This is a genomic window from Nocardioides pantholopis, assembly GCF_003710085.1.
GTDB lineage: Bacteria > Actinomycetota > Actinomycetes > Propionibacteriales > Nocardioidaceae > Nocardioides > Nocardioides pantholopis.
The window spans coordinates 3,933,759-3,957,472 of the sequence record NZ_CP033324.1 but is presented as its reverse complement, the minus strand read 5'-3'; the positions used below and the strand labels follow the sequence as shown (position 1 = coordinate 3,957,472).

The 23,714-nt window shown below is 73.6% G+C and carries 22 protein-coding genes; 10 read left to right on the top strand and 12 right to left on the bottom strand.

The annotated features are described in order from the left end of the window. Positions 1-13: 13 nt before the first annotated feature. Both EBO35_RS18865 and EBO35_RS18860 read right to left on the bottom strand, forming a co-directional pair. Positions 14-940 (bottom strand): GNAT family N-acetyltransferase, encoded by a 927-nt coding sequence (locus EBO35_RS18865; protein ID WP_122819095.1) that lies wholly within the window; start codon positions 938-940, stop codon positions 14-16. An 84-nt stretch (positions 941-1,024) separates the two neighbouring features. After that, positions 1,025-1,624, bottom strand: coding sequence for a YceI family protein (locus EBO35_RS18860; RefSeq protein ID WP_122819094.1), 600 nt, complete (start codon positions 1,622-1,624; stop codon positions 1,025-1,027). Positions 1,625-1,808: 184 nt separating this feature from the next. On the opposite strand from EBO35_RS18860, the gene EBO35_RS18855 reads away from it, so the two are divergent. Genes EBO35_RS18855 through EBO35_RS18845 form a run of 3 tightly spaced genes read left to right on the top strand, consistent with a single transcriptional unit; the run spans position 1,809 to position 5,779 of the window. After that, positions 1,809-2,072, top strand: a complete 264-nt coding sequence (locus tag EBO35_RS18855; RefSeq protein ID WP_122819093.1) for a hypothetical protein — start codon at positions 1,809-1,811, stop codon at positions 2,070-2,072. Between the two features lie 54 nt (positions 2,073-2,126). After that, positions 2,127-3,959 carry a glutamine--fructose-6-phosphate transaminase (isomerizing) gene (gene glmS / locus EBO35_RS18850; RefSeq protein WP_122819092.1) on the top strand — a complete coding sequence of 611 codons (1,833 nt, stop codon included), beginning with the start codon at positions 2,127-2,129 and terminating at the stop codon, positions 3,957-3,959. 59 nt (positions 3,960-4,018) lie between these two features. Next, positions 4,019-5,779 carry a DEAD/DEAH box helicase gene (locus EBO35_RS18845; protein WP_206422617.1) on the top strand — a complete coding sequence of 587 codons (1,761 nt, stop codon included), beginning with the start codon at positions 4,019-4,021 and terminating at the stop codon, positions 5,777-5,779. Positions 5,780-5,890: 111 nt separating this feature from the next. On the opposite strand, the gene EBO35_RS18840 is transcribed toward EBO35_RS18845, so the two are convergent. The 3 genes from EBO35_RS18840 to EBO35_RS18830 form a co-directional block, all read right to left on the bottom strand. Next, positions 5,891-6,328 carry a DoxX family protein gene (locus tag EBO35_RS18840; protein ID WP_122819091.1) on the bottom strand — a complete coding sequence of 146 codons (438 nt, stop codon included), beginning with the start codon at positions 6,326-6,328 and terminating at the stop codon, positions 5,891-5,893. Between the two features lie 9 nt (positions 6,329-6,337). Continuing rightward, positions 6,338-7,294 (bottom strand): NAD(P)/FAD-dependent oxidoreductase, encoded by a 957-nt coding sequence (locus EBO35_RS18835; RefSeq protein ID WP_206422616.1) that lies wholly within the window; start codon positions 7,292-7,294, stop codon positions 6,338-6,340. Positions 7,295-7,369: 75 nt separating this feature from the next. Beyond that, positions 7,370-9,109: a vWA domain-containing protein gene (locus EBO35_RS18830; protein ID WP_122819090.1), complete on the bottom strand. Its 1,740-nt coding sequence runs from the start codon at positions 9,107-9,109 to the stop codon at positions 7,370-7,372. Positions 9,110-9,455: 346 nt separating this feature from the next. Between EBO35_RS18830 and EBO35_RS18825 the strand changes: the two genes are divergently transcribed. The 3 genes from EBO35_RS18825 to EBO35_RS18815 all read left to right on the top strand — a co-directional run bounded on the left by EBO35_RS18825 (position 9,456) and on the right by EBO35_RS18815 (position 13,447). Beyond that, the gene (locus EBO35_RS18825; protein ID WP_122819089.1) at positions 9,456-9,863 is read left to right on the top strand and encodes a MerR family transcriptional regulator; all 408 of its coding nucleotides are present in this window, start codon (positions 9,456-9,458) and stop codon (positions 9,861-9,863) included. Positions 9,864-9,925: 62 nt separating this feature from the next. Next, positions 9,926-11,839, top strand: coding sequence for a penicillin-binding transpeptidase domain-containing protein (locus EBO35_RS18820; RefSeq protein ID WP_122819088.1), 1,914 nt, complete (start codon positions 9,926-9,928; stop codon positions 11,837-11,839). Positions 11,840-11,989: 150 nt separating this feature from the next. Further along, complete coding sequence (locus tag EBO35_RS18815) at positions 11,990-13,447, top strand: NAD-dependent succinate-semialdehyde dehydrogenase (RefSeq protein WP_122819087.1); 1,458 nt, start codon at positions 11,990-11,992, stop codon at positions 13,445-13,447. Positions 13,448-13,562: 115 nt separating this feature from the next. Here the strand turns inward: EBO35_RS18815 and EBO35_RS18810 are convergent, their stop codons facing one another. Both EBO35_RS18810 and EBO35_RS18805 read right to left on the bottom strand, forming a co-directional pair. Further along, a complete protein-coding gene (locus tag EBO35_RS18810; RefSeq protein WP_122819086.1) occupies positions 13,563-15,071 on the bottom strand; it encodes a flotillin family protein in 1,509 nt (502 codons plus the stop codon). A 41-nt stretch (positions 15,072-15,112) separates the two neighbouring features. After that, positions 15,113-15,655, bottom strand: a complete 543-nt coding sequence (locus EBO35_RS18805) for an NfeD family protein (RefSeq protein WP_122819085.1) — start codon at positions 15,653-15,655, stop codon at positions 15,113-15,115. A 114-nt stretch (positions 15,656-15,769) separates the two neighbouring features. Between EBO35_RS18805 and EBO35_RS18800 the strand changes: the two genes are divergently transcribed. Next, positions 15,770-16,747, top strand: a complete 978-nt coding sequence (locus EBO35_RS18800; RefSeq protein ID WP_122819084.1) for a DUF2332 domain-containing protein — start codon at positions 15,770-15,772, stop codon at positions 16,745-16,747. Positions 16,748-16,780: 33 nt separating this feature from the next. On the opposite strand, the gene EBO35_RS18795 is transcribed toward EBO35_RS18800, so the two are convergent. Together EBO35_RS18795 and EBO35_RS18790 are read right to left on the bottom strand one after the other, a co-directional pair. Then, positions 16,781-17,335 (bottom strand): TIGR03086 family metal-binding protein, encoded by a 555-nt coding sequence (locus EBO35_RS18795; protein ID WP_122819083.1) that lies wholly within the window; start codon positions 17,333-17,335, stop codon positions 16,781-16,783. Continuing rightward, the gene (locus EBO35_RS18790) at positions 17,332-18,342 is read right to left on the bottom strand and encodes a sigma-70 family RNA polymerase sigma factor (RefSeq protein ID WP_122819082.1); all 1,011 of its coding nucleotides are present in this window, start codon (positions 18,340-18,342) and stop codon (positions 17,332-17,334) included. The genes EBO35_RS18795 and EBO35_RS18790 overlap by 4 nt, the downstream gene beginning before the upstream one ends. Before the next feature lie 83 nt (positions 18,343-18,425). Here EBO35_RS18790 and EBO35_RS18785 point away from each other — a divergent pair, with 83 nt between their 5' ends. Then, entirely contained in the window at positions 18,426-18,902 is a 477-nt protein-coding gene (locus tag EBO35_RS18785; protein WP_206422615.1) for a GNAT family N-acetyltransferase, read from the top strand. Positions 18,903-18,936: 34 nt separating this feature from the next. Here the strand turns inward: EBO35_RS18785 and EBO35_RS18780 are convergent, their stop codons facing one another. Together EBO35_RS18780 and EBO35_RS18775 are read right to left on the bottom strand one after the other, a co-directional pair. Then, positions 18,937-19,518 carry a VanZ family protein gene (locus EBO35_RS18780; RefSeq protein ID WP_122819081.1) on the bottom strand — a complete coding sequence of 194 codons (582 nt, stop codon included), beginning with the start codon at positions 19,516-19,518 and terminating at the stop codon, positions 18,937-18,939. A 7-nt stretch (positions 19,519-19,525) separates the two neighbouring features. Next, positions 19,526-20,200, bottom strand: coding sequence for a pirin family protein (locus EBO35_RS18775; protein ID WP_164478048.1), 675 nt, complete (start codon positions 20,198-20,200; stop codon positions 19,526-19,528). Between the two features lie 15 nt (positions 20,201-20,215). On the opposite strand from EBO35_RS18775, the gene EBO35_RS18770 reads away from it, so the two are divergent. Beyond that, a complete protein-coding gene (locus EBO35_RS18770) occupies positions 20,216-21,568 on the top strand; it encodes a GH1 family beta-glucosidase (RefSeq protein ID WP_317983509.1) in 1,353 nt (450 codons plus the stop codon). Here EBO35_RS18770 and EBO35_RS18765 read toward each other — a convergent pair. Next, entirely contained in the window at positions 21,537-22,709 is a 1,173-nt protein-coding gene (locus tag EBO35_RS18765) for a MalY/PatB family protein (RefSeq protein ID WP_122819078.1), read from the bottom strand. The two genes, EBO35_RS18770 and EBO35_RS18765, sit on opposite strands and share 32 nt — an antisense overlap. Before the next feature lie 111 nt (positions 22,710-22,820). On the opposite strand from EBO35_RS18765, the gene EBO35_RS18760 reads away from it, so the two are divergent. After that, positions 22,821-23,702 carry an ABC transporter substrate-binding protein gene (locus tag EBO35_RS18760; RefSeq protein ID WP_122819077.1) on the top strand — a complete coding sequence of 294 codons (882 nt, stop codon included), beginning with the start codon at positions 22,821-22,823 and terminating at the stop codon, positions 23,700-23,702. Positions 23,703-23,714 lie beyond the last annotated feature (12 nt).

The following is a 23,714-nucleotide window of genomic DNA, read 5'->3' as shown; positions in this document are numbered from 1 at the left end:
GGGACACAGCGGGTCACAGGTCGATCGCGCGGTTGACCCAGGTCGAGGTGACCTCCATGCCGACCTTCTCGTAGAGCGCCAGGGCGCCGGTCCGGCTGTCGGTGCTCAGCTCCGCGACGCCGGCGCCGTGCTCCCGGGCGACGGCGAACGCGTCGACGAGCAGCGCCTGGGCGAGGCCGCGGTGGCGCTGGTCGGCCCGGGTGGCCAGGCGGTCCACGAAGCCGGTGTCGGCGCTGAGCAGGACCAGTGCGCAGCCGGCCACGGCGCCGGCCGGGTCCAGCACGACGCGCAGCTGCCAGGGCTCGAAGCCGGGACGCCGCAGCACGGTGGCTGTGAAGTCCTCGAAGGACTGCCGGTCGCGCTCGGACCACTCCAGGAACGCGTCCTCGAGGACGGTCCAGCAGGCGCGGTGCTCGTCCTCGCGGGCGGCGCGTACGGCGTACCCCGCGGGCAGCGGCCGCTCCGGCACCGTCGCGCCCGGCGGCAGCCGCAGCACCCAGCTGGTCCACCGCTGCCGGTAGCCCAGCGCGGCGAGCAGCCGGTCGCCCGGGGAGCCCTCGGGCACCGGCATGCCGATCGTCGTGGCGCCCTGCGCGCGGGCCAGGTCCTGCATCCGGTGTGCCAGCCAGACGCCGATGCCCCGGCCGCGGTACGCCGGGTGCACGGCCGCGTCCCCGCGGTCGCCGCCCGCCGCCTCGGCGTACCCGACCATCCGGGCGCCGTCGAGGACGGCGACCGAGCTGGCGGCCAGGTCGTAGGACGGGCGCTGCCAGTCCGCGACCAGGTCGGCCTCCTCGATCAGGACCTCACCGAGGTCCTCGCGCTCCGAGGCCGCCATCAGCTCGTAGACGGCGCGCAGGTCGGTCGGCTCGAGCGGCCGCCAGACCAGCCCGGGCGGCAGGTCCCGGGCCGGGTCGTGGTGCTGCGGCGCGGTGTCCATGCCGGCCAGTGTGGGCCGGGCCGAACGCACCGCGCCTCCCCATTTGGGAGCCCGGAGGACCCAGGGGAGGCGCGGCCTGAGGGCTCAGGCGCTCTTGATCGCCGAGATGTCGAAGTCGAGCTTGATCTTCTCCGAGACCAGGACGCCGCCGGTCTCCAGCGCGGCGTTCCAGGTCAGGCCCCAGTCCTTGCGGTTGATGGCGGTGCCGCCCTCGAACCCGACGCGCAGGTTGCCGAACGGGTCCTGGGCCGAGCCGGTCTCGTCGAAGGCGATCGTGAGGGACTTGGTCACTCCGTGCAGGCTCAGGTCGCCGGTGACGGCCCAGGTGTCGTCGTCGACCTTCTCGACGGCGGTGGAGACGAAGACGATCTCGGGGTGGGCCGCGGCGTCGAAGAAGTCCGCGGAGACCAGATGGCCGTCGCGGTCGGCCGAGCCGGTGTCGATGCTCGCGGTCTGGATCACCAGGCGCACCGAGGAGGCGGCCGGGTTCGTGGTGTCGAGGTGCGCGGTGCCCTCGAACTCCTTGAAGGCGCCGCGCACGGTGGTGACCATCGCGTGGCGGGCGCTGAAGCCGATGTAGCTGTGGCTGGAGTCGATCGTGTAGTCGCCGGTCAGGTCGGAGACGGCGGAGGTGCCGGCGTCGAAGACGGTCTCGGTGGCGGTCTTGCGGCCGAAGATGCTCATGCGGTGCTCCTGGGATCGAAGGAAGTAGTTCAAAGTTCAATCACCATAACCACGGGGACCGGCGGGCCATTCCCGATGGCACGCACCGGTCTGGGCCGGGCGAATTCCTGGGCGACGAGGCGGATTCCTGCCCGATTTCGGGCAGGAACTTGTCAGTCGCCGGCGATCGAGCGACAGTCGAGAGGTGCCGCCCGATCCCGCCCTGGTCGCCCACGTGGCCACAAGCACCGGACTGACCGAGTCGGAGGCGCGCCGGGTCATCGAGGACGTCGTCGCCTTCCATGCCGAAGGGGTCGAGGACTACGTCCGGCGGCGGCACGCCCACCTGAAGACCTATGGCGCCAGGAACCCGGAGATCTTCGCCCGGATCGCCACCGAGCTCGGCACCCGCGTGGTCGCGGCGCCGCCGCTCTCCGAACGACAGCTGCGCCGGATCGTCTACGGCTGAGCGCGGCCGCGCCCCCACCGAGCAAACCGTTCAGCACGAGGAAAGGACCCCGCCATGTGCGGAATCGTCGGCTACGTCGGCAGCCAGCAGGCCGCTCCCCTGCTCCTGGAGGGCCTGACCCGGCTCGAGCACCGCGGCTACGACTCGGCCGGGATCGGCGTGCTGTCCGGCAGCGGGCTCAAGGTGGCCAAGCGGGCCGGCCGGGTGCGGGACCTCGCCGCCAGCCTGCCCGCCCGGTTCCCCGGCCGGGTCGGGATCGGGCACACCCGCTGGGCCACCCACGGACCGCCCACCGACGCCAACGCCCACCCGCAGGTGGACGCGGCGGGGCGCGTCGCCGTGGTGCACAACGGGATCATCGACAACGCCGCCGCGTTGCGCCGGCGGCTCAGCGACGAGGGCGTCCCGCTCGCCTCGGACACCGACACCGAGGTGATCGCCCACCTCGTGGCCCGCTCGGTCGCCGCGACGCTCGAGGAGCGGGTCGCCGCGGCGCTCGCGCTGGTCGAGGGCACCTACGGGCTCGCGATCGTGCACGCGGACTTCCCCGACCGGATCGTCGTCGCCCGCAACGGCAGCCCCCTGCTCATCGGGGTGGGGGACAAGGAGATGTACGTCGCCTCGGACCTGGCGGCGCTGGTGCGCTACACGACGACGGTCGCCCACCTCCAGGACGGCGAGATGGCCACGGTCACCGCCGCCGGCTTCACGACGTACCGCCAGGACCTGACCGCGACCGTGACACCGGCCGAGGAGCTCGACATCGACCCGGGGGCCTACGACGTCGGGGAGCACGACTCGTTCATGCACAAGGAGATGCTCGAGCAGCCGGACTCGGCCGAGCACGTCCTGCGCGGCCGCCTCGACGACCGGTTCGGCACCGCGCACCTGGGCGGGCTGGGGCTCGACGCCCGCGAGACCCGGGAGGTACGCCGGGTCAAGGTGCTCGGCTGCGGCTCGGCCTACTACGTCGGTGAGATGGGTGCCTCGCTCATCGAGGAGCTGGCCCGGGTCCCCGCGGACGCCGAGGCGGCCAGCGAGTTCCGCTACCGCAACCCGGTCATCGATCCGGACACCCTCTACGTCGCGGTCAGCCAGTCCGGGGAGACCGCCGACACGCTGCTGGCCGTGCAGGAGATCCGCCGCAAGGGCGGGCGGGTCGTCGGCCTGGTCAACGTGGTCGGCAGCGCGATCGCCCGCGAGTGCGACGGCGGCATCTACCTGCACGCCGGGCCCGAGGTCGCGGTCGCCTCCACCAAGGCGCTGACCAACATGTTCCTCGGGTTCGCGCTGCTGGCGCTGCAGCTGGGCCGGGTCCGGGACCTCTCGATCGCCGACGGGCACCGGCTGATCGCCGGGCTGCGGGCGCTGCCCGCCCAGATCGGGGAGGTCCTCAAGCGGCAGGAGGAGCTCCGGCCGCTCGCCGAGCAGCTGGCCGCCGCCGAGAGCCTGTTCTTCGTCGGCCGGGTCCGCGGCTACCCGGTCGCGCGGGAGGGGGCGCAGAAGTTCAAGGAGATCAGCTACCGCCACGCCGAGGCCTATCCGACCTCCGAGCTCAAGCACGGGCCGCTGGCCCTGGTCTCCCCGGCCGTCCCGACCGTCGCGATCGTGCCCGACGACGAGCTGGTCGAGCGCAACGTGGGGGCGCTGCACGAGATCGCCGCCCGCGGCGGCCCGCTGGTGGTCGTGACCCACGCCGGCGTCGACCTCGGGGAGGTCGCGGAGCGCCCGGACGTGCACCGCATCGACGTACCGGCCAGCGAGCGGGAGCTGGACCCGATCCTGCTCACGATCCCGCTGCAGCTGCTCGCCTACCAGGCGGCCGTGCACCTCGGTCACGACGTGGACAAGCCGCGCAACCTGGCCAAGTCCGTGACCGTGGAGTGACGAACGCCTCCGCGCCGCCGAATGGAGCGCAGGTGGCGCAGACCACTACCGTGGGAAACGTGAGTACCGAAGACGCCGTCGCCCAGACTCCCACCTTCGCGGAGCTCGGTCTCGACGAACCCGTGCTCAAGGCACTGCGTGACGTCGGCTACGAGACCCCCTCCGCGATCCAGGCCGCGACGATCCCGCCGCTGCTGGCCGGCCGCGACGTCGTGGGCCTGGCCCAGACCGGCACCGGCAAGACCGCGGCGTTCGCGCTGCCGATCCTCTCCCGCCTCGACGTGAAGCAGAAGGCGCCCCAGGCGCTGGTGCTGGCGCCCACCCGGGAGCTTGCCATCCAGGTCTGCGAGGCGTTCGAGAAGTACGCCAGTCACCTCAAGGGCGTGCACGTGCTGCCCGTCTACGGCGGTCAGGCGTACGGCGTGCAGCTCTCCGCCCTGCGCCGCGGCGTGCACGTCGTGGTCGGCACCCCGGGCCGGATCATGGACCACCTCGACAAGGGCACCCTGGACCTCTCCGAGCTGCGCTTCCTGGTCCTCGACGAGGCCGACGAGATGCTCAACATGGGCTTCGCCGAGGACGTCGAGACGATCCTGGCGAGCACCCCCGAGGACAAGAACGTCGCGCTGTTCTCCGCGACGATGCCCAGCCAGATCCGCCGCATCTCCAAGAAGTACCTGCGCGACGCGCAGGAGATCACCGTCAAGGGCAAGACCGCGACCGCCGCGAACATCACCCAGCGCTACCTGCTGGTGAGCTACCCGCAGAAGGTCGACGCGCTGACCCGGATCCTCGAGGTCGAGAACTTCGAGGGCATGATCGTCTTCGTCCGCACCAAGAGCGAGACCGAGAGCCTGGCCGAGAAGCTGCGCGCCCGCGGGTTCAGCGCCGCCGCGATCAACGGTGACGTGGCCCAGGCCCAGCGCGAGCGGACCGTCAACCAGCTCAAGGCGGCCAAGCTCGACATCCTGGTCGCCACCGACGTCGCTGCCCGCGGCCTCGACGTCGAGCGGATCAGCCACGTCGTCAACTACGACATCCCCACCGACACCGAGTCCTACGTCCACCGCATCGGCCGCACCGGCCGCGCCGGACGCAGCGGCCAGGCGATCTCGTTCGTGACCCCCCGTGAGCGCTACCTGCTCAAGCACATCGAGAAGGCCACCCGGCAGCCGCTGCAGCAGATGCACCTGCCCACGCCCGAGGACGTCAACACGACCCGGCTCTCCCGCTTCGACGACCAGATCACCGCGGCGCTGGGCCAGACCGAGCGGATCGAGAAGTTCCGCGACATCATCGCCCACTTCGTGCGCCACCACGACGTCCCCGAGGCGGACGTCGCCGCGGCCCTCGCGGTCGTGGCCCAGGGCGACGAGCCGCTGCTGCTCGACCCGGCCGCCGAGAAGCCGATCCGCGAGGCGCGCCCCGAGCGCGACCGCCCGGAGCGCTCGGCCAGCCGCGAGCGCCGCGGCAGCGACGTCCCGCTGGCGACGTACCGGATCAGCGTCGGCAAGCGCCACAAGGTCGAGCCGCGCCAGATCGTCGGCGCGATCGCCAACGAGGGCGGCCTGCGTCGCGGGGACTTCGGGGCCATCTCGATCCGACCGGACTTCTCGCTCGTCGAGCTGCCGGCGGACCTGCCCGAGCAGGTCTTCGAGGCGCTGCGCGGCACCCGGATCTCCGGCAAGCTGATCGAGCTGACCAAGGACCAGGGCGCCCGATCCTCGGCCCCGCGGTCCTCCGCCCCGCGCTCCTCCGCCCCGGACGGTGACGCCTCCGACGGCGACGCCCGGGCCCGCAAGCCGCGCCACAAGGGCTGAGCCTCCGCGGGCGTCCCGCGGCTTGTAACGCGACGTTCGCTGCACTAGACGCCCGTTGCAGCGGGCGCCCAGAGCAGCGAACGTCGCGTTACATGGCTGGGAAGGCCCCACTCACCTCCGCCGCGGCCGGTCCCGCCAGGCGCCGGTGGCCCACAGCGCCCAGGCGACCAGCAACGGCTGGAAGAACAGCCGGACCAGCCGCTTGCGGTCGGTGTCGAGCCCGAAGCCGTCGTTGCCCTCGAGGTACTGGGCGAGGTTGCCGGGGAAGATCGCGACGAAGAACGCCGCCACGACCAGCCCCACCGACACCCGGCCGCGCGCCCAGCCGAGCAGGGCCGCGCCCAGCGAGATCTCGACGACGCCGGACGCCACCACCACCGGGCCGTCGTCGACCGGGAACCAGCCAGGAACCTGGGCGGAGAACTCCTCCCGCGCGAAGGTCAGGTGGCTGACGCCGGCGAAGACGAGGACGCCGCCGAGCAGCCAGCGGGCCAGGGTGCGGGGCCGCGAGGTGGGCGGGGCGTCGAGCAGCGAGGTCCGGGAGGTCATGGCCTCAACCTAGGCAGGCGGTGCCAGCCCGACCCGCTCGGCGAGCCGATCGCCGTCCACGGCCGTGGCCGCCACCAGGCCCGCGGCCGCCGCCGTCAGCACCGCCGCCATCGGCATCGGCAGCTCCGGCACGTGGGCGAGGTCGCCCGCGGCGTACACGCCGGGGCGGCTGGTCCGCCCCAGCAGGTCGACCCGCACGCATCCGGACGGCAGCAGGTCCAGGCCGAGCTGGTCCGCGAACGGCGCCGCCTGGCTGAGGGTGGGGGCGACGAAGAGCCCGCCCACCTCCTCGGGCGGTCCGCCGGCCAGGGTCAACGTCGCGCCGGCGGCGCTGCGGCACACGCCGGTGACCGGCTCGGGGCGCACCGCCACGCCGGCGTCGTCGAGGAGTGCAGCGGTCGGGGGATCGAGCTCGCCGCCGTCGGCCAGGACCGTGATCCGGGCCGCGATCCGCTCCAGCAGTAGCGCGACCCGGGCGACGTGCGGCCCGCTGCCGAGGATGGCGACGTGGGTGCCGGCGTACTCGTGGCCATGGCAGTAGGGGCAGTGAGCCGCGACGTTCCCGAACAGCGGCGCCAGCCCGGGCAGGTCCGGAAGCGTGTCGCGCAGGCCGGTAGCGAGCACGAGCCGGCGGCCGGTGGCGGCGGTCCCGTCGGCCAGCTCGGCCCGGAACCCGTCGTCGACGGCCGTGACCGTGCGCACCGCGACGTCGCGGACCGCCACGCTCGGGTACGCCGCCAGGTCGGCCCGGGCGGCCGCGCGCAGGTCGGCGGGGTCGGTGCCGTCGTGTCCGAGCATGTTGTGCATCGCGTCGGCGGGGTCGTTGCGGTAGGCGCCGGAGTCGAGCAGCAGCACCGAGCGGTGCAGCCGGCCGAGCGTCAGCGCCGCCTGCAGCCCGGCGGGTCCGCCGCCGATCACGAGGCAGTCCAGCACGGGGTCCAGCACGGGGTCTTGGATGTCGTCCACGGCTTCCTCCAGGTGGCTCGGTGGGGTCCGACGCCAGCCTGGGACTTCAGGTCGACCTGAAGTCAAGCGCGTGGTTCAGGTACGGCGACGCCTGCTCAGCAGGAGCACGGCCACGGCCAGCAGGACGAGCACGACGGCCCCGGCCGCGCCTACGGCCGCCACCAGCGGGATCCCTCCCTCGTCGTCGGCCTCCGCGCCCGCGGCCTCCTGGGTGTCCTCCTGCTCGGGCGTCGCGGTCGGCTCCTCCGACGGGGTCTCCTCGGCGCCGCCGATCGGCGTCTCGACGAACTCCGGCTGGCCCGCCGGCGCTCCGGTGACCGCGAGGTCGAGCTCGAACGGGACGGCGATCGAGGGGTTCTCCTCGGTGTCCTCCAGGTAGAGGGTGACGGTGTAGGCGCCGGCCTCGGAGCCGGGGAAGTCGGTGCGGCCGTCGAGATTCGCGAGGCTGATGGCCCCGGTCGTCACCGCGGTCTCGGTGCTGCCGTCGGTGAGCAGCAGCACGTCGTTCTGGATCGGCTGGTCGGTGGACGCCGCCTGGGCCGGTGCCCGGCTGGGGGAGTACACCTCCATGATCGTGTGCGGCCCGCCCTCGGCGGCCTGGCCCGCGGCGCCGGCCAGGGCGGGATAGTGGGCGACGGCGTCGACCTGCTGACCCCAGTCGGCCTCCACCGTGAACGTCAGGGTCTCGCCGGGGACGATGGCGCCCTGGTAGCTGCCGGGCGTGAGCGCCTCGGCGTCACCGAACGAGGTGCCGCCGGTGACCTCGGTGCGGGGTCCTCCACCGGGGCGCACCCAGGTGGCGGTCGTGGGGGCGGGCTGCAGCTCGTCGAGGTTGGTGACCTCGGGCAGCTCGGTGACCTTGACCTCCATCGGCACCTCCTCGGCCGTGCCGCGGTAGCTGGCGACCAGGATCAGCTCCTCGCTGGTGAGGCACGGGTCGTCGGGTCCCTCGAAGATCGAGGCGGCGGTGGCCTCGCTCACCAGTCGGTTGCTGCTGCCGACGCTGCTCGCCGAGCCGCACGAGGCGCCGTCCGGGGTCGTCAGGCGGACGTCGACGTAGTCGGGGCCTGTGCGGCTGGTGCGGAAGGCGACGCTGGTGAGGATCGTGGAGCTCTCGAGCGTCCGCTGGACGCGGTAGTGCTTCTCGGGGGCGGCGAGCTCGCCGCGGTCGAGCCAGTCGCCGGGCTCGATCTCGGGCGCCTGCTCGGGGGAGGTCGCGCCGGTGACCGGCGTGCCGATGGCGGCGTACGGGCGGGCGGCTCGTCGCGTCACCCGGATCAGGGAGTCGGCGAGCTCCTCGGCGCTCCCGACGTCGTAGTAGGTGCCGGCGCCGGCGCCGGCGACGCACTGCAGCTGCTCGCGCGCGGCGCCGTTCACGTCCAGGCCCACGACGTCGATGCGCACGTCCACGCCGTTCTTGGTCAGCTCACGAGCCACCACGCAGGGGTCGGGCTCGCAGGTGGGCTCGCCGTCCGAGACCAGGATGATCGTGCGTCGCCCTTCGCTGCCCAGGTCCTTGCCGGCCTCCTGCAGCGCGTACCCGGTCGGCGTCTCCCCGTGGGGCTGATAGGCGTCCACGGCCTTCGTGAGCTCGCCGCGGTTGTCGATGGCCGGGTCGACCACGAGCTGGGAGTCGGTGCAGGCGCCCGCGTCCTGGGCGGAGAAGACCTGAGCGCCGTAGACGCGCAGCCCCACCTCCTGGTCGGCCGGGAGGTCGGCCACGACCGTGCGCAGCGCCTCCTTGGCCGCCTCGATCCTGGTCTGGCCGCCCGAGGCCGGCTCCTTCATCGAGCCGGAGGAGTCGAGCACCAGCATCAGCCGCCCGGCTTCCTCCGTTGCCGCGGCGCTGCGGTCGTCGCCACGGTCGTCGCCACGGTCGGCGAGGCGGCGAGCGCAGCTCCCGTGGGCACGACCAGCACGCTGAGGGCGAGGGTCACGACGGCGAGAAGACGGGGGGCTCTCGGAGGCACGGTGGTCCCTTTCGCAGGCTCGAGCTCACTGGGTGGAGGCGGTCTGTCGTCACCATCGAGAACCCGAGGAAGAGGTGCGTGACGAACCCGGATGCGGATCGCCATGCTTCCCGGAACCCCACGGGGCAAACTCCGGGGGACGCCGCGCGGCTCGGGTTGCGTGGAGGACCCTCCTGCGACTTAATGTGGACATGAAGTCAGCTGCCTGGACCGGATCCGTGGGGGACCTGGCCGCCAAGTTCGGGATCGGCACGCACGTGCTTCGGCACTGGGAGGACGTCGGCCTGCTCCAGCCCGCCCGCGACGCGGCCGGCCGACGTCGCTACGGGGTCGACGACCTGGTCCGGGTGGCGGTGATCGTGCGCAACAAGCAGGCGGGCATGACCCTGGAGCAGATCGGGGTGCTGCTGGACGCGGAGGCGAACGACCGGCACCGGGTCCTGGAGGCTCACCTCGCGGACCTCGAGCAGCGGATGGCAGACATGGAGCGCTCCCGGGAGATGACGCTGCACGCGCTGCGCTGCCGGGCCCACGACGTCGCGACCTGCCCGCGCTTCGCAGCCCACGTCGAGGACCTGGTGGCGGGGGCCGGCGGCTGAGTTGGCTCCGCGCGCCGGCAACTGACACGACTGGCGTCGGCGTCGGCTGATAGAAGAAGGGCATGCGTCGATCCCGATCCCACGCCCGTGCTGTCCGCCTGCTCGCGGCGGGCCTGGGCCTCGGCGTCGCCGGCGGGCTGCTCCTCGGCTGCACCGGCGAGTCCGGGGCCGACGGGCCGCCGGCCCCCGACGACGCCGCCGCCGCGCTGGCGAGCGGGCTGGCGCGCGGTGAGCTGTCCGGGGTCACCCCGGCCTCCGCCCAGGCCGGCTACGACGCGGTCGTCGAGCGGCTCGGGGACGCCGAGCCGCGGGTGGACGTGGTCGACGTCCAGACCAGCGGGGACGACCGCGCCACCGCCGTGCTGGGCTGGACCTGGCCGTTCGGCCCCGACGGGTGGAGCTATGAGACCGAGGCGCCGCTGCGCCTGGTCGACGAGGAGTGGGAGACCGCATGGTCCCCGGCGCTCGTCGAGCCCTCGCTCACCGACGGCGAGCTGCTCGCGACCACCACTGTCGACCCGCCGCGCGGACAGATCCTGGGCGCCCGCGGGCTCGCGCTGGTCACCGACCGTCCGGTGCTGCGACTCGGCGTCGACCGCGGCGCCGTCTCCGCGCCCGCCGCGGTCGGCGCGGCCCGGACCCTCGCCGGCCTGGTCGGGATCGAGGTCGCGCCGTACGTCAAGCAGGTGCGCGCCGCCGGCCCGAAGGCCTTCGTCGAGGCGATCACCTACCGGCGCGACGACGTCCCCGCGGCGGTGGCGCGGCGCTACCCGACCGTCCCCGGAGTGCTCGCCATCCCCGACGAGCGGCCGCTGGCGCCGACCCGTGAGTTCGCGGCCCCCATCCTCGGCACCGTCGGTCCGGTGACCGCGGAGATGGTCGCCGAGGACCCCGCGGCCCACCAGCCCGGCGATCAGGCCGGGCTCTCCGGTCTCCAGGCCCGCTACGACGAGCAGCTGCGTGGCACCCCTGGCGTCGTGGTCAACGCGATCTCCGACGACCCCGCGGGCGGCGACGACGAGCGCGAGCTGTTCCGCTCCGAGCCCGTCCCCGGGGAGGACCTGCGGCTCACCCTCGACGCGGACCTCCAGGTCGAGGCCGAGTCCCTGCTCGCGGACATCGGCCCGGCCAGCGCGCTGGTCGCGCTCCAGCCCAGCACCGGCAACCTCCTTGCCGCTGCCAACGGCCCCGGCGCCGGCGGGTACAACATCGCCACCTTCGGGCAGTTCGCGCCCGGGTCGACCTTCAAGGCCGTGAGCAGCCTGGCGCTGCTGCGGGCCGGGCTGACCCCGGACAGCACCGTGCCGTGCACCGCGACCCTCACCGTCGACGGCAAGCGCTTCAAGAACTACTCCGACTACCCGGCCGGGGCGCTGGGCCGGGTCCCGCTGCGCACGGCTGTCGCGAACTCCTGCAACACCGCCTTCATCTCCCAGCGCGACCAGCTGGGGGAGACCGACCTCGCCGACGCCGCGGCCTCGCTCGGGCTGGGTCGCGACCACGACCTCGGCTTCCCGGCGTACTTCGGCAGCGTGGAGCCGCCGGCGTCGCAGACCGAGGCCGCCGCGAACCTGATCGGGCAGGGCAGGATCCTGGCCTCGCCGATGGCGATGGCGGCGGTCGTCGGCACGGTCCAGCACGGCGCGCCGGTGGTGCCGCGGATGATCGAGGGCGTCGAGGTCGCGCCCCCCGGGGACGTCGAGCCGCTCACCGCGGCCCAGACCCGGGCCCTGCAGGGCATGCTCCGGGCGGTCGTGACCGAGGGCAGCGGCCGGGCGCTGGCCGACCTGCCGGGGCCGCCGGTGATCGCGAAGACCGGGACGGCCGAGTACGGCACCGGCGCGCGGCTCGGCACCCACGCCTGGATGGTGGCCGCCCAGGGCGACCTCGCGGTCGCGGTCTTCGTCGAGGAGGGCCAGTCCGGCTCCACGACCGCGGGCCCGGTCCTAGAGGCGTTCCTGCGCGCCGCCGGCTGAGGCAGACCCAGGACGGAGCGAACCCCTCGTCGCATGGGGTCGACGAGGGGTCCGTGTCGCTTCAAAGTGCTCCCTCCGAAGTCGACACCTCAAGGATTCCACGCGGCTCAAGCGCTGTCCCGGGTTTCGGCCAAGTGACAAGATCGCGCCATGAGTGGACTCGACCTGATTCCCGAGAAGCAGCGCAACCTCTTCGTCGGCGGCGCCTGGCGTGAGGCGTCCCAGGGTCGGCGCTTCGACGTGATCGACCCCGCCGACGGAACGGTGCTGACCAGTGTCGCCGACGCCTCCGTCGCGGACGCCATGGAGGCGCTGGACGCCGCCGCGGCCGCCCAGTCCGCCTGGGCCCGCACGGCTCCGCGGGAGCGCGGGGAGGTGCTGCGCCGCGCGTTCGAGCTGGTCCGGGAGCGCGCCGACGACTTCGCCGAGCTGATGAGCCTGGAGATGGGCAAGACCGTGCCCGAGGCCCGCGGCGAGGTGTCCTACGGCAACGAGTTCTTCCGCTGGTTCTCCGAGGAGGCGGTGCGCATCCACGGCCGCTGGATGAACGACCCCGCGGGCGGCAGCCGGCTGCTGACGGTCCGCAAGCCGGTCGGGCCGTGCCTGTTCGTGACCCCGTGGAACTTCCCGCTGGCGATGGGCACCCGCAAGATCGCGCCAGCGGTCGCCGCGGGCTGCACGATGGTGGTCAAGCCCGCCTCTCAGACCCCGCTCACGATGCTCGCGCTGGCCGGGGTGCTGGCCGAGGCCGGTCTGCCCGACGGCGTGCTCAACGTCGTCCCGACGTCCGAGGCCGGTGCTGTCAGCGAGGCGCTGCAGGGCGACTTCCGGCTGCGCAAGGTCAGCTTCACCGGCTCCACCGGGGTCGGCCGGACGATGGTGCGCCAGTCCGCCGACCAGCTGCAGCGGCTGAGCCTGGAGCTGGGCGGCAACGCGCCGTTCCTGGTCTTCGCCGACGCCGACCTGGACGCGGCGGTCGAGGGCGCCATGGTGGCGAAGATGCGCAACATGGGCGAGGCCTGCACCGCGGCGAACCGGTTCCTGGTGGAGGCCTCGGTCGCCGAGGACTTCGCGCACCGGCTGGCCGAGCGGATGGGCGGGCTGCGCCTCGGGCGCGGTCAGGACGACGGCGTGGACGTCGGCCCGCTGATCGACGAGAAGGCATTGGAGTCCGTGGGCCGGCTGGTCGCCGCCGCGGTCGACGACGGCGCCCGGGTGCTCACCGGCGGCTCGGCGCCGGAGCGGGCCGGGTTCTTCTACGAGCCGACCGTGCTGCTCGACGTCTCGCCTTCCTCCGCCATCAACACCGAGGAGATCTTCGGCCCGGTCGCGCCGATCACGACCTTCGAGACCGAGGAGGAGGCCGTGGCCCGGGCGAACGACACCGAGTACGGCCTCGCCTCCTACGCCTACACCAGCGACCTGGCCCGCACCATCCGGCTGGCGGAGTCCCTGGACTTCGGGATGGTCGGCATCAACACCGGGCTGATCTCGAACGCCGCCGCCCCGTTCGGCGGCATGAAGGCCAGCGGGGTCGGCCGCGAGGGTGGGTTCGAGGGCATCGAGGAGTACCTCGAGACCACCTACGTCGCCCTGCCGGCCGGCTGACCCCGGGAGCCCCGGTCCGAGCCGGGGATCCCCGGTGAACCGGGGATCCCCGGGGTTCTCGGGCACTGCACTGCCGTAGATGCGCGGGAAGTGCCCGAGGAGTGGCGGTCCTCGCTCAGCTGGGGGAGGAGCCGTCGGAGCCGGGCAGGCTCGGCACGGCACCGTCGACGGCCCGCTTGATCAGGCCCTCGAGGTCCAGACCGGTGGTGGTCTTGAGCATCGACAGCGTCTGGACGACGTTGTCGGTCACCTGCTTCGGCATCGCGCCGGCGCCGTCGGTGGACACGACCGTCAGCTGGTCGATCGAGGCGATCGGCGCGGCCACCTCGCGGGCGATCTGCGGGAGCACCTCGATCAGCATCTGGAGCACCGCGGCGTCGTTGTAGTGCGCGAACGCGTCCGCGCGCTTGTCCATCGCCTCGGCCTCGGCCTGGCCGACGGCCAGGGTCGCGGCCGCCTGCGCCTCGCCCTCGGCGCGGGTCGCCTCGGCCTCGGCGGTACGGCGGGCCTTCTCGGCCTCACCGCGCTTGGCGCCCTCGACGGCCTCGGCCTCGGCGAGCGCCGTACGCCGGGACTTCTCCGCCTCACCGCTGAGCCGGGCCTCCTCGGCCTTGGCCTGGGCGGCGGCGATCGAGGCGGCCTTGCGCGCCTCCGCGGCGGCGATCTCGGAGTTCCGGTTCGCCTCCGCCTCCTGCTCCACCTTGTACCGGGCGGCGTCAGCGGGCTTGCGGACCTCGGTCTCGAGCTGGCGCTCGGTGAGGGCGGCCTGGCGCACCGCCACCTTCTCCTGCTCCAGCAGGATCGTCTGGTCGCGCTCGGCCTGGGCCAGCGGGCCGGCGGCGGCCGCGGTCGCCGCCGCGGCGTCGGTCTCGGCCTTGATCTCGGCCTGCTTCAGCGCGAGCGTGCGCTGGGAGATCGCGATCTCCTCCTCGGCCTTGATCCGCGCCTGCTCGGCGGCCTGGCGGGCGTTGGCCTCGGCGATCGAGGCGGCCTGGCCGATCCGCGCCGCCTCCGGACGGCCGAGGTCGGCGAGGTAGCTGCCGTCGTCGGTGACGTCCTGGATCTGGAAGGTGTCGAGGATCAGGCCCTGGCCGGTCAGCGAGTTCTCCGACTCGTCGGCGACCCGCTGCGCGAACGCCGCGCGGTCCCGGATGATCTGCTCCACGGTCAGGCCGCCCACGATCGAGCGCAGCGCACCGGCGAGCACCTCCTGGGTGAACGCCTCGACGTCGCCCTGCTGGGACAGGAACCGCTGGGCGGCGAGCCGGATCTGGTCGGCGTTGCCGCCGACCTTGACGATCGCGACGCCCTCGACGTTCAGCTTGATGCCCTGCCCGGAGACCGCGCCGCGGATCTGCACCGAGATCCGGCGGCTGGACAGGTCGAGCGTGCCGAGCTTCTGCACGAACGGGATCACGAACGTGCCACCACCGAGGATGACCTTCTGCCCGGACAGGTCGGTGGTCAGCGCGCCCGTCTCGGGGTTGAGCACCGCCTTGCCCTTGCGGCCGGTGACGATGAACGCCTGGTTCGGCCCCGCGACCTTGTACCTGCTGGTGACCAGCAGCACGAGGAGCACGAAGAGGACGACCAGACCGATGACCGGCACGAGTGCTGAGTCCACGGGTTTCCTTTCGGGAGTGGTCCCGCGGCCGCGGGACGGGATCAGGGGGCCGGGTCGGGCCCGTCGAGCTCGAGCGCCTCGGGCCACACCGGGGCCACCGTGACGGCGGTCGGCGAGAGCACACCGGTCACGTGGACGGCGGTGCCGGCGGGGATGGGCAGCTCGGCACGGGCGTTGAGCCGGATCACGTGGCCGCCGACGAGGATCCGCACCGTGCCCAGCCCGTCGGCGGGGATCTCGGTGGTCACCGAGCCCTCGTGCCCGACGGCGTCGGACGTGCTGGGGGTGCCGTCGCTGCCGCCGCCCCGGACCAGACCGGTCAGCCAGGTCGCGAACCAGCCGAAGACCAGGCCGGCGCCCAGACCGACCGGGAGCACGACGCCCAGGGGCAGGTCCGCCCCCTCGGCCGCGGCGGCGCCGAAGCCGAACGCGGAGACGAACGCGCCGATCACCGCGGTGGAGAACACGTCGCCGCCCAGGCCGTCGAACAGCCCGTCGAGGACGCCGTCGAGGAAGTCGCCGACGACCAGCGAGACCGTGAGCAGGACCAGGCCCAGCACCCCGATCACCAGGAAGGTCGTCACGCGGCTGCTCCCCCCGCAGGCCGTCGGACCGCCGCACGCGGGTCCGGGCCCCCGAAGATAGCCGAGACCGTTGTCACGGGGACACCGGACCAGGCAACGAGCAGGATGACCGGCATGGAGCCCTACGCCGACGCCGCCGTGCAGTACACCCGCTTCGGGGAGGACGCCCGCGACTCGCCGTGCTTCAGCGCCTGGGCCTCGGCGGTCGCCGAGGATCGCGACGTGCTGGCCTGGCTGGGCACCCTGCCGTCCGGCAAGCAGCAGCCGAACCTGGTCTTCGCCGCGGCCCGCTGGCACGGCGTACACGCCCCGGGGCCGTACGCCGCGCTGCGCGAGGCCCTGCTCGGCGACGACGGCACGATCCGCGCGACGATCCTCGCCCGGGCCACGCAGACCAACGAGGCGGGTCGACTGGCGACGCTGCTGCCGGCGTTCACGGCGCTCGGGCTGGCGCGACCGCCCGCGCTGCTCGAGGTCGGCGCCAGCGCCGGGCTGTGCCTCTACCCCGACCGGTGGGGCTATGAGTGGCACACCCCGGAGGGCCCGGTGCTGCTCGGCCCGCAGCCGCGGCTGGTCTGCGAGGTGAGCGGCCCGGCGCCGCTGCCGCAGCGGCTGCCCGAGGTGGCCTGGCGCGGCGGGATCGACCTGCATCCGCTCGACGTCACCGACTCCGACGCGACGTCCTGGCTGGAGAACCTGGTCTGGCCCGAGCAGCAGGAGCGCCGCGAGCGGCTGCGGCACGCGGCCTCGATCGCCCGCGCGGAGCCGCCGCACCTGGTCGCCGGGGACCTGCTCGACCGGCTGCCCGCCCTGGTCGAGCAAGCCGCCGAGCACGGCCCGGTCGTCGTGTTCCACACGGCGGTGATCGCCTACCTCGAGGACGAGGACCGCGAGCGCTTCCAGGACCATGTGCTGGAGCTGGTCTCCGCCGGCGCCTGCCGCTGGGTCAGCAACGAGGGCAAGCGGGTGCTGCCGCGGGTCAGCGCCACGGCCCCGCGAATTCCCGAGGACCACGCCACGTTCGTGCTCGGCATCGACGGTCAGGCGGTCGCGCTCACCCACGGGCACGGCCGGTCGCTGCACTGGCTCTGACCGGCCCCGTGCGGGCTGCGGGCGCCGGCGAGGTCAGGAGCGGCCGGTGAACGCCAGCAGCTGGGCCGATGCCGACCCGTCCACCGCCGGGCGGGGCGGGGCGAACCGGAGCCCGCGGTCCTCCTCCCGCACGACCTCGTGGGCCACGGGGAGCAGCCCGACCGCGAGGCCGTCCGGGAGGGCCCGCTCGAGCCCGGTGGCCCGGGAGACGTCCCATCCGTGCAGGCCGACCTCCAGGGCCGCGGTGCCGACGAGCAGCCCGGCCCCCAGGTCGGCCCCACCCACCCGGACCCGCGCGGGCTGGGCGCGCACCCAGGTCCCCAGCAGCAGGCAGGCCTTGGTCTGCAGGGCCTCCACCCGCAGCCGGGCACCCGAGCCGGAGCCTGCGACGACCACCACCTGCCCGCCGGCGGCCTCGAGGAAGGCGTCGAGGGCGTCCTCCATGTGCGCCAGCAGCACCCGCAGGGTCCATCCCGTGCACGGCGTCGGGTCGTCGAGCCGCTCGTCGGTGACGCCGGCGAGGGCGCCGGCGGTGTAGGCGAGGGAGCGGTCGAGGAGCTCGACGGCGTCGTCGAGCTCGGTGCTCACTGGGGGACCAGGCTCAGCGGATGATCGCCCGGGCGGTGGCCGGCCGGCAGCCGGTCCGGCAGCCCGAACCGGGCGAACAGCGAGGTGTCGAAGAACGCCCGCACGTGCCGGACCCCGTCCGGGGCCAGGTCGAGGACCTGGAGCTGGAACGGCGTGAAGTCGCCGTCGCCGGTGCGCATGTAGAGACCGAACGCCGGCTGGCCGTTGGCGGAGGTCTGCAGCATCGGCATGTCGTTGCAGTCGCCGGGGCAGTTCTTGGCGATCAGCGACCCGATGCTCTCGCGTCCGACGTACCAGTTGAGGAACGGCGGCATCTCCCAGACGGCCTCGCTGGTCAGCAGGCTGACGATCGTGTCGATGTCCTTGCGCCAGAACGCGTCGACGTACCGGTCGAGGAGCTGCTGCTGGGCCTGGTTGAGGTCGGGCTCGACCGACTCCTCGGTCAGGCGCCGGTCCCGGAGCTGGGCGTGCGCGCGCTGCAGCGCGGAGTTGACCGCTGCGGTGGTGGTGTCGAGCGCCTCCGCGACCTCGGCCGCCGACCAGCGGAGCACGTCGCGCAGGATCAGCACGGCCCGCTGGCGCGCGGGCAGGTGCTGGAGGGCCGCGACGAACGCCAGCCGGATCGAGTCCCGCTCGGCCACCTGCACCGCCGCGTCCGGGACCGGCTGCAGCCAGGCCACCTCGTGGTCCTGCTCGAGGCCGTCGCCGCCCATCTGGTCGGGGGTGCCCAGCGCCGCGGGCAGCGGACGCCGGGGCCGGCCCTCGAGGTTGGTCAGGCACACGTTCGTGGCGATCCGGTAGAGCCAGGTCCGGACCGAGGAGCGTCCCTGGAAGTCGGCCGAGGCCTTCCAGGCCCGCAGGAACGTCTCCTGGACGAGGTCCTCGGCCTCGTGGACCGAGCCGCTCATCCGGTAGCAGTGCGCCAGCAGCTCGCGCTGGTAGCGCGCGGTGAGTGCTTGGAAGTCATCCAGCTCGGTTGCCTGCACGTCGGTCACCCGTCCGCTCATCGGCCGTCTCCGTTCTCGTCAGTCTGAACCCTCTGGAGACCGGCGTCGAGGTGATAACTCATCGGTGCTGGGAGGATGCGGTCGTGCCCGCATCGATCGTCGTGCGCGACGACCCCCGCCGCCCCGACGTGGTCGCGCTGCTGGAGCGGCACCTGGCCTTCGCCGCGCAGCACAGCCCGCCCGAGGACGTGCACGCCCTGGACCTGACCGGACTGCTCGGTCCGGGGATCACGTTCTGCTCCGCCCGGGTGGACGGCGTGCTGGTCGGCGTCGGCGCGCTGAAGGAGCTGGAGCACGGGCACGGCGAGCTGAAGTCGATGCACACCGCGGCGGAGCACCGGGGCGAGGGGCACGCCCGCCGGGTGCTCGCCCACCTCGTCGGACTCGCGCGGGCCCGCGGGCTGACCCGGCTGAGCCTGGAGACCGGCTCGATGGCGGCCTTCGCCCCGGCCCGGGCGCTGTACGCCGAGGCGGGGTTCGTCGAGTGCGCGCCGTTCGCCGACTACCGGTTCAGCCCGTACAGCACCTTCATGACGCTGCGGCTCGAGCCCGCGACCTGAGCCGGCGTCCGGGCACCGGGCCGAGGCCCGGGCGTCACCGCGCCGGCGCCGCGGTCGGTCGAGCGGGGTCAGGGGCGGGCGCCCACGCGGCGCGGGCGGCGAGCCGGCCCACGCCGGGGATCCGCACCAGGAGCCGGAAGGTCGCGTAGCCGAGCACGGCGCCGAGTGTGTTGCCGATCAGGTCGTCGACGTCGGCGATCCGACCGGGGCTCACCGTGAGCGCTGCGGCGAGCTGCACCGTCTCGATGACCAGGCTGACCACGAGACCCCAGGCCAGGGCGCGGCGCGCCGACCCGACGCGGGCGACGAGCGGGAGGAGCAGGCCGAGCGGCACGAACAGGGCGATGTTGAGGATGATCCCGATCGGGTCCTCGGCGACGTCGACGAACGGCGTCAGGTGCAGCCAGACCCGCCACGGCCCGGAGTCGCTCGTGTCGATGGGGAAGGGCAGCAGGACGTGCCCCAGGACCGCGGCGCCGTAGCAGCAGACGGCGACGCCGACCGCCGCGCGCGCAGCGGTCAGGCGGCCACGTCCGTGCAACCACCAGACCGCGACGGCGATGGCCGCCGCGGTGAGGGGGACGAGCACGGGGAGGGTCGGGATCTGGTCGGGCACGACCCACTCAGGCCTGGGCGTCGAAGGACCAGACCAGCAGCTCGGCGGGGACGGTCGCGGTGAGCGTGTGCTCGGGCTCGTCGGTGAACACGAACGCGTCGCCGGCGGCGAGCGGCTCGGCCAGCGACGAGCGGCCCAGGGCTCCGGTGGCGACGAAGACGTGCTGCAGCGCGCCGGCCGGCAGCGTCACCGACTCACCGGCCCGCAGCCTGGCGACCGCGAACGCCGCGTCGGGCCGCGGCCGGGCGGCCGTGACCAGCCCGGAGCCGGGGGCGGCGGCCACCGGGGTGACCCGGTACGACGGCTCCGCCGCGGCGTCGTCGGGGGCGGTCAGCCAGACCTGGATGAACCGGGTCTGCGGCGCGGCCGCGATCTCGGCGTGCTCGACGCCCGCGCCGGTGGACAGCACCGCCACCGATCCCGGGCGGAGGACCGTGCTGCCAGTGGCGTCGCTGTGCTCCAGCGCGCCGGAGACCACCCAGGTGACGATCTCGAGGCCCGAGTGCCGGTGGGAGGGGAAGCCCGACCCCTGGGACAGCAGGTGGTCGTCGTGGCAGACCATCGGGCCCAGCCGCAACCGGTCGGGGTCGTACGCCGCGCCGAACGAGAACGAGTGCTGGGTGAGCCGACCGGGCTCCCGCTGGGGGAAACGGGTCGAACTTCGACGGATCTGGACTGTCACGGCCATGATTGTGCCGTGCCCCCTGACCGCCCGCTGCCCATGCTGCCGCCCGGCTTCCGGTTCGGCGTGAGCACCGCGGCCTACCAGGTGGAGGGCGCCACCCGCGAGGACGGCCGCGGGCCGAGCATCTGGGACACCTTCGCCGCCCAACCCGGCCGGATCGCCGACGGCACCAGCGGCGAGCCGGCCTGTGACCACTACCACCGCTATCCCGAGGACGTCGCGTTGATGAGGCGGCTCGGGGTCGGCGGCTACCGCTTCTCGATCGCCTGGCCCCGGATCCAGCCGAGCGGCTCCGGCACTCCGAACGCCCGGGGCCTGGACTTCTACGACCGCCTGATCGACACGCTGCTCGAGAACGACGTGCAGCCGATGGCGACGCTCTACCACTGGGACCTCCCGCAGGCCCTCGAGGACGACGGCGGCTGGCTGAACCGGGCCACGATCGACCGGTTCGCCGAGTACGCCGCGATCGTCGGCGAGCGCTACGCCGACCGGGTCGAGCACTGGGTGCCTGTCAACGAGCCGAACGTGGCGACGTTCATGGGCTACGGGCTGGGCATGCACGCGCCCGGCAAGCACCTGGTCTTCGACGCCCTGCCGGCCGCCCACCACCTCCTGCTCGCGCACGGCCGCGCCGCGATGGCGCTGCGCGCCGCTGGGGCGACCAGCGTCGGGTGCGCCAACAACCACGCGCCGATCTGGCCGGCCAGCGACGACCCCGCCGACGTCGGGGCGTCCAAGCTCTTCGACGCGCTGTGGAACGGCCTCTTCCTGGAGTCGATGCTGCTGGGCCGCTACCCGGTCGACCTGGCGCCGCTGCTGGAGGACGTCGTGCGCGACGGCGACCTCGTGACGATCCGGCAGCCCCTGGACTTCTACGGCGTCAACTACTACAGCCCGCTGAAGGTCGGGGCGTCGGCGGAGGACTCACCGATCCCGTTCGACTTCCGTGAGCTGCTGGGCTTCCCGGCCACCGACAGCGGCTGGGCGATCGTCCCCGAGGCGCTGCGCGAGTGGCTGATCATGCTCCGGGCCCGCTTCCGCGCGGCGCTGCCACCGATCCTCATCACCGAGAACGGCGCCGCCTACGGCACCGGCCCCGACGAGCACGGCGAGGTCGACGACCAGGACCGCATCGACTACCTGCACGCCCACCTCGAGGCGGTGGCCGCGGCGGCCCAGCGCGGGGTCGACGTGCGCGGCTACTACGCCTGGTCGCTGCTGGACAACTTCGAGTGGAGCGCCGGCCTGTCGCTGCGCTACGGGCTCGTGCACGTCGACTACGAGACCCAGGAGCGGACCCCGAAGCGCTCCTTCGACTGGTACGCCGAGCTCATCGCGGCCCAGACCCGCTCCCGAGGCTGACCGCGAGCCGGCGTACCGCCTCGGTGAGCCGCTCGGGACTGGTGGCGAAGTTGAGCCGCAGGTGCCCGGGCAGCCCCGGGTGGTAGTCGGTGCCCGGCGAGAGCCGGACCCCGTGGCGCAGCGCCGGCCCGGTCGGGTCGTCCACGCCGTACCCGCGCAGGTCCAGCCAGGCCAGGTAGGTCGCCTCCGGCCGCCGCCACCGGGCCTGCGGCAGCTCGGTCGCGAGCAGCTCGCCGAGCAGCGCGCGCTGGTCGTCCAGCCGGGCCAGCAGCGCGTCCAGCCACGCGTCGCCGTGGCGGTACGCCGCGATCGCGCCGACCACGCCCAGCGGTGACCACGAGTCGTTGCGGACCTCGGGGGCACCGGCCAGGCGCCGGTGCGTGGCCGGGTCGGCGCAGAGGACCTGGGCGCAGCGCAGCCCGGCGACGTTGAACGCCTTGGAGGCCGAGACCAGCGCCACCGCGTGCTCGGCGGTCCCGGGCAGCGAGAGGTAGGGCACGTGCGTCGCGCCGGGCAGCACCAGCGGGGCGTGGATCTCGTCGCTGATCACCCGGGCGCCGTGGCGGAGCACCAGGTCGCGCACGCCCTCCAGCTCGGTGCGGGTGTAGACGTGCCCGCACGGGTTGTGCGGCTGGGTGAGCAGCACCGTCCGCGCGCCGGCGGCGAGCAGCGCATCGAGCCGGTCGAGGTCGATCCCGGCCCGCTCCGCGTCCGGGGAGACCGGCAGGTCCCAGCGCTCGCGGCCGGTGATGCCGACCACCGCGAGCTGGGGCGGGTACGCCGGCAGCGGCACCACGACCGGTGCCGGGTCGCACAGCACGTCGAGGACCAGCCGGATCCCCGCGGTCACGTCGACGACCGGCAGCACCAGCGCGGGGTCGATGCGCTGGCCGAAGCGCCGCTCGGCGAACCCGGCGTACGCCGTCCCGAGCGCGCCGCCGGCGTCGAGGGCCGGATAGCCGGTGTGGCTGGCCAGCACCGCGGCGCAGACCGCGTCGCGCACCGGCTCCGCCACGGCGTAGTCCATCTCGGCGACCCAGGCCGGCAGCACGTCCGGCGACGTGGAGCCCCACTTCAGCGGCAGCGCCGCCCGGGCCTCGTCGTCGGACAGGTCGCGCAGCAGGGTCTCGCTCGCAGTCATCGGGCCACGCTAGCCCGCCGTACCTCCGCGGATCCCGGCGTTCCACCCGTCGCGTGACCGCGCCGCGGACGAGGTGCGCGGGTGTGCCCGCCCGCCCCTACGATTCCGTCCATGCGCCTGCGTCGTACCGCCCTCGCCGCCCCCGCCCTGCTCGCCCTCGCCGTGACGGGCTGCGCCCCCGCGGACGAGGAGTCGGACGCCGCCGACGAGAAGAGCCCGGGCTCCGGCGAGACGAGCCAGACCGCTGCCGAGTGCGCCGAGTCGGCGGCCTTCCGCACCGAGGGCCGGCTCAGCATCGGCACCGACTCCCCGGCGTACGAGCCGTGGTTCGTGGACGACGACCCGACCAACGGCGAGGGCTACGAGTCGGCGGTGGCGTACGCCGTGGCCGAGCGGCTCGGCTTCGCCGAGGACGAGGTCGAGTGGGTGACCGTCCCGTTCAACAGCGTCTACAAGCCCGGCGCGAAGAACTTCGACTTCGACATCAACCAGATCTCGATCACCCCCGAGCGCGCGAAGGTCGTGGACTTCTCCGACGGCTACTACTCCGCCGCGCAGGCCGTGATCACCCTCGAGGGCGGCGTGGAGGTCGCGGACATCGCCGCGCTCACCGACCTCAAGCTCGGCGCCCAGACCGGCACCACGTCGCTGACCGCGATCCGCGACGTCATCAAGCCGGCCACCGAGCCGCTGGTCTTCGAGGACACCAACGCCGCCAAGCAGGCGCTCCTCAACGGCCAGGTCGACGCGATCCTCGCCGACCTGCCCACGGCCTTCTACATCTCCTCGGTCGAGATCGAGGGCAGCGCGATCGTCGGGCAGTTCCAGCCGGAGACCGGCGAGCAGGAGGAGTTCGGGATGCTGTTCGAGAAGGGCAGCGACCTGGTCCCGTGCGTCAACGCCGCGCTGGCCGAGATGCGCGACGACGGCACCCTGGCCGAGATCGAGCAGGAGTGGCTCTCCGACGTCGTGGACGTGCCGGAGCTCTCGTGATCCTCCGTGACC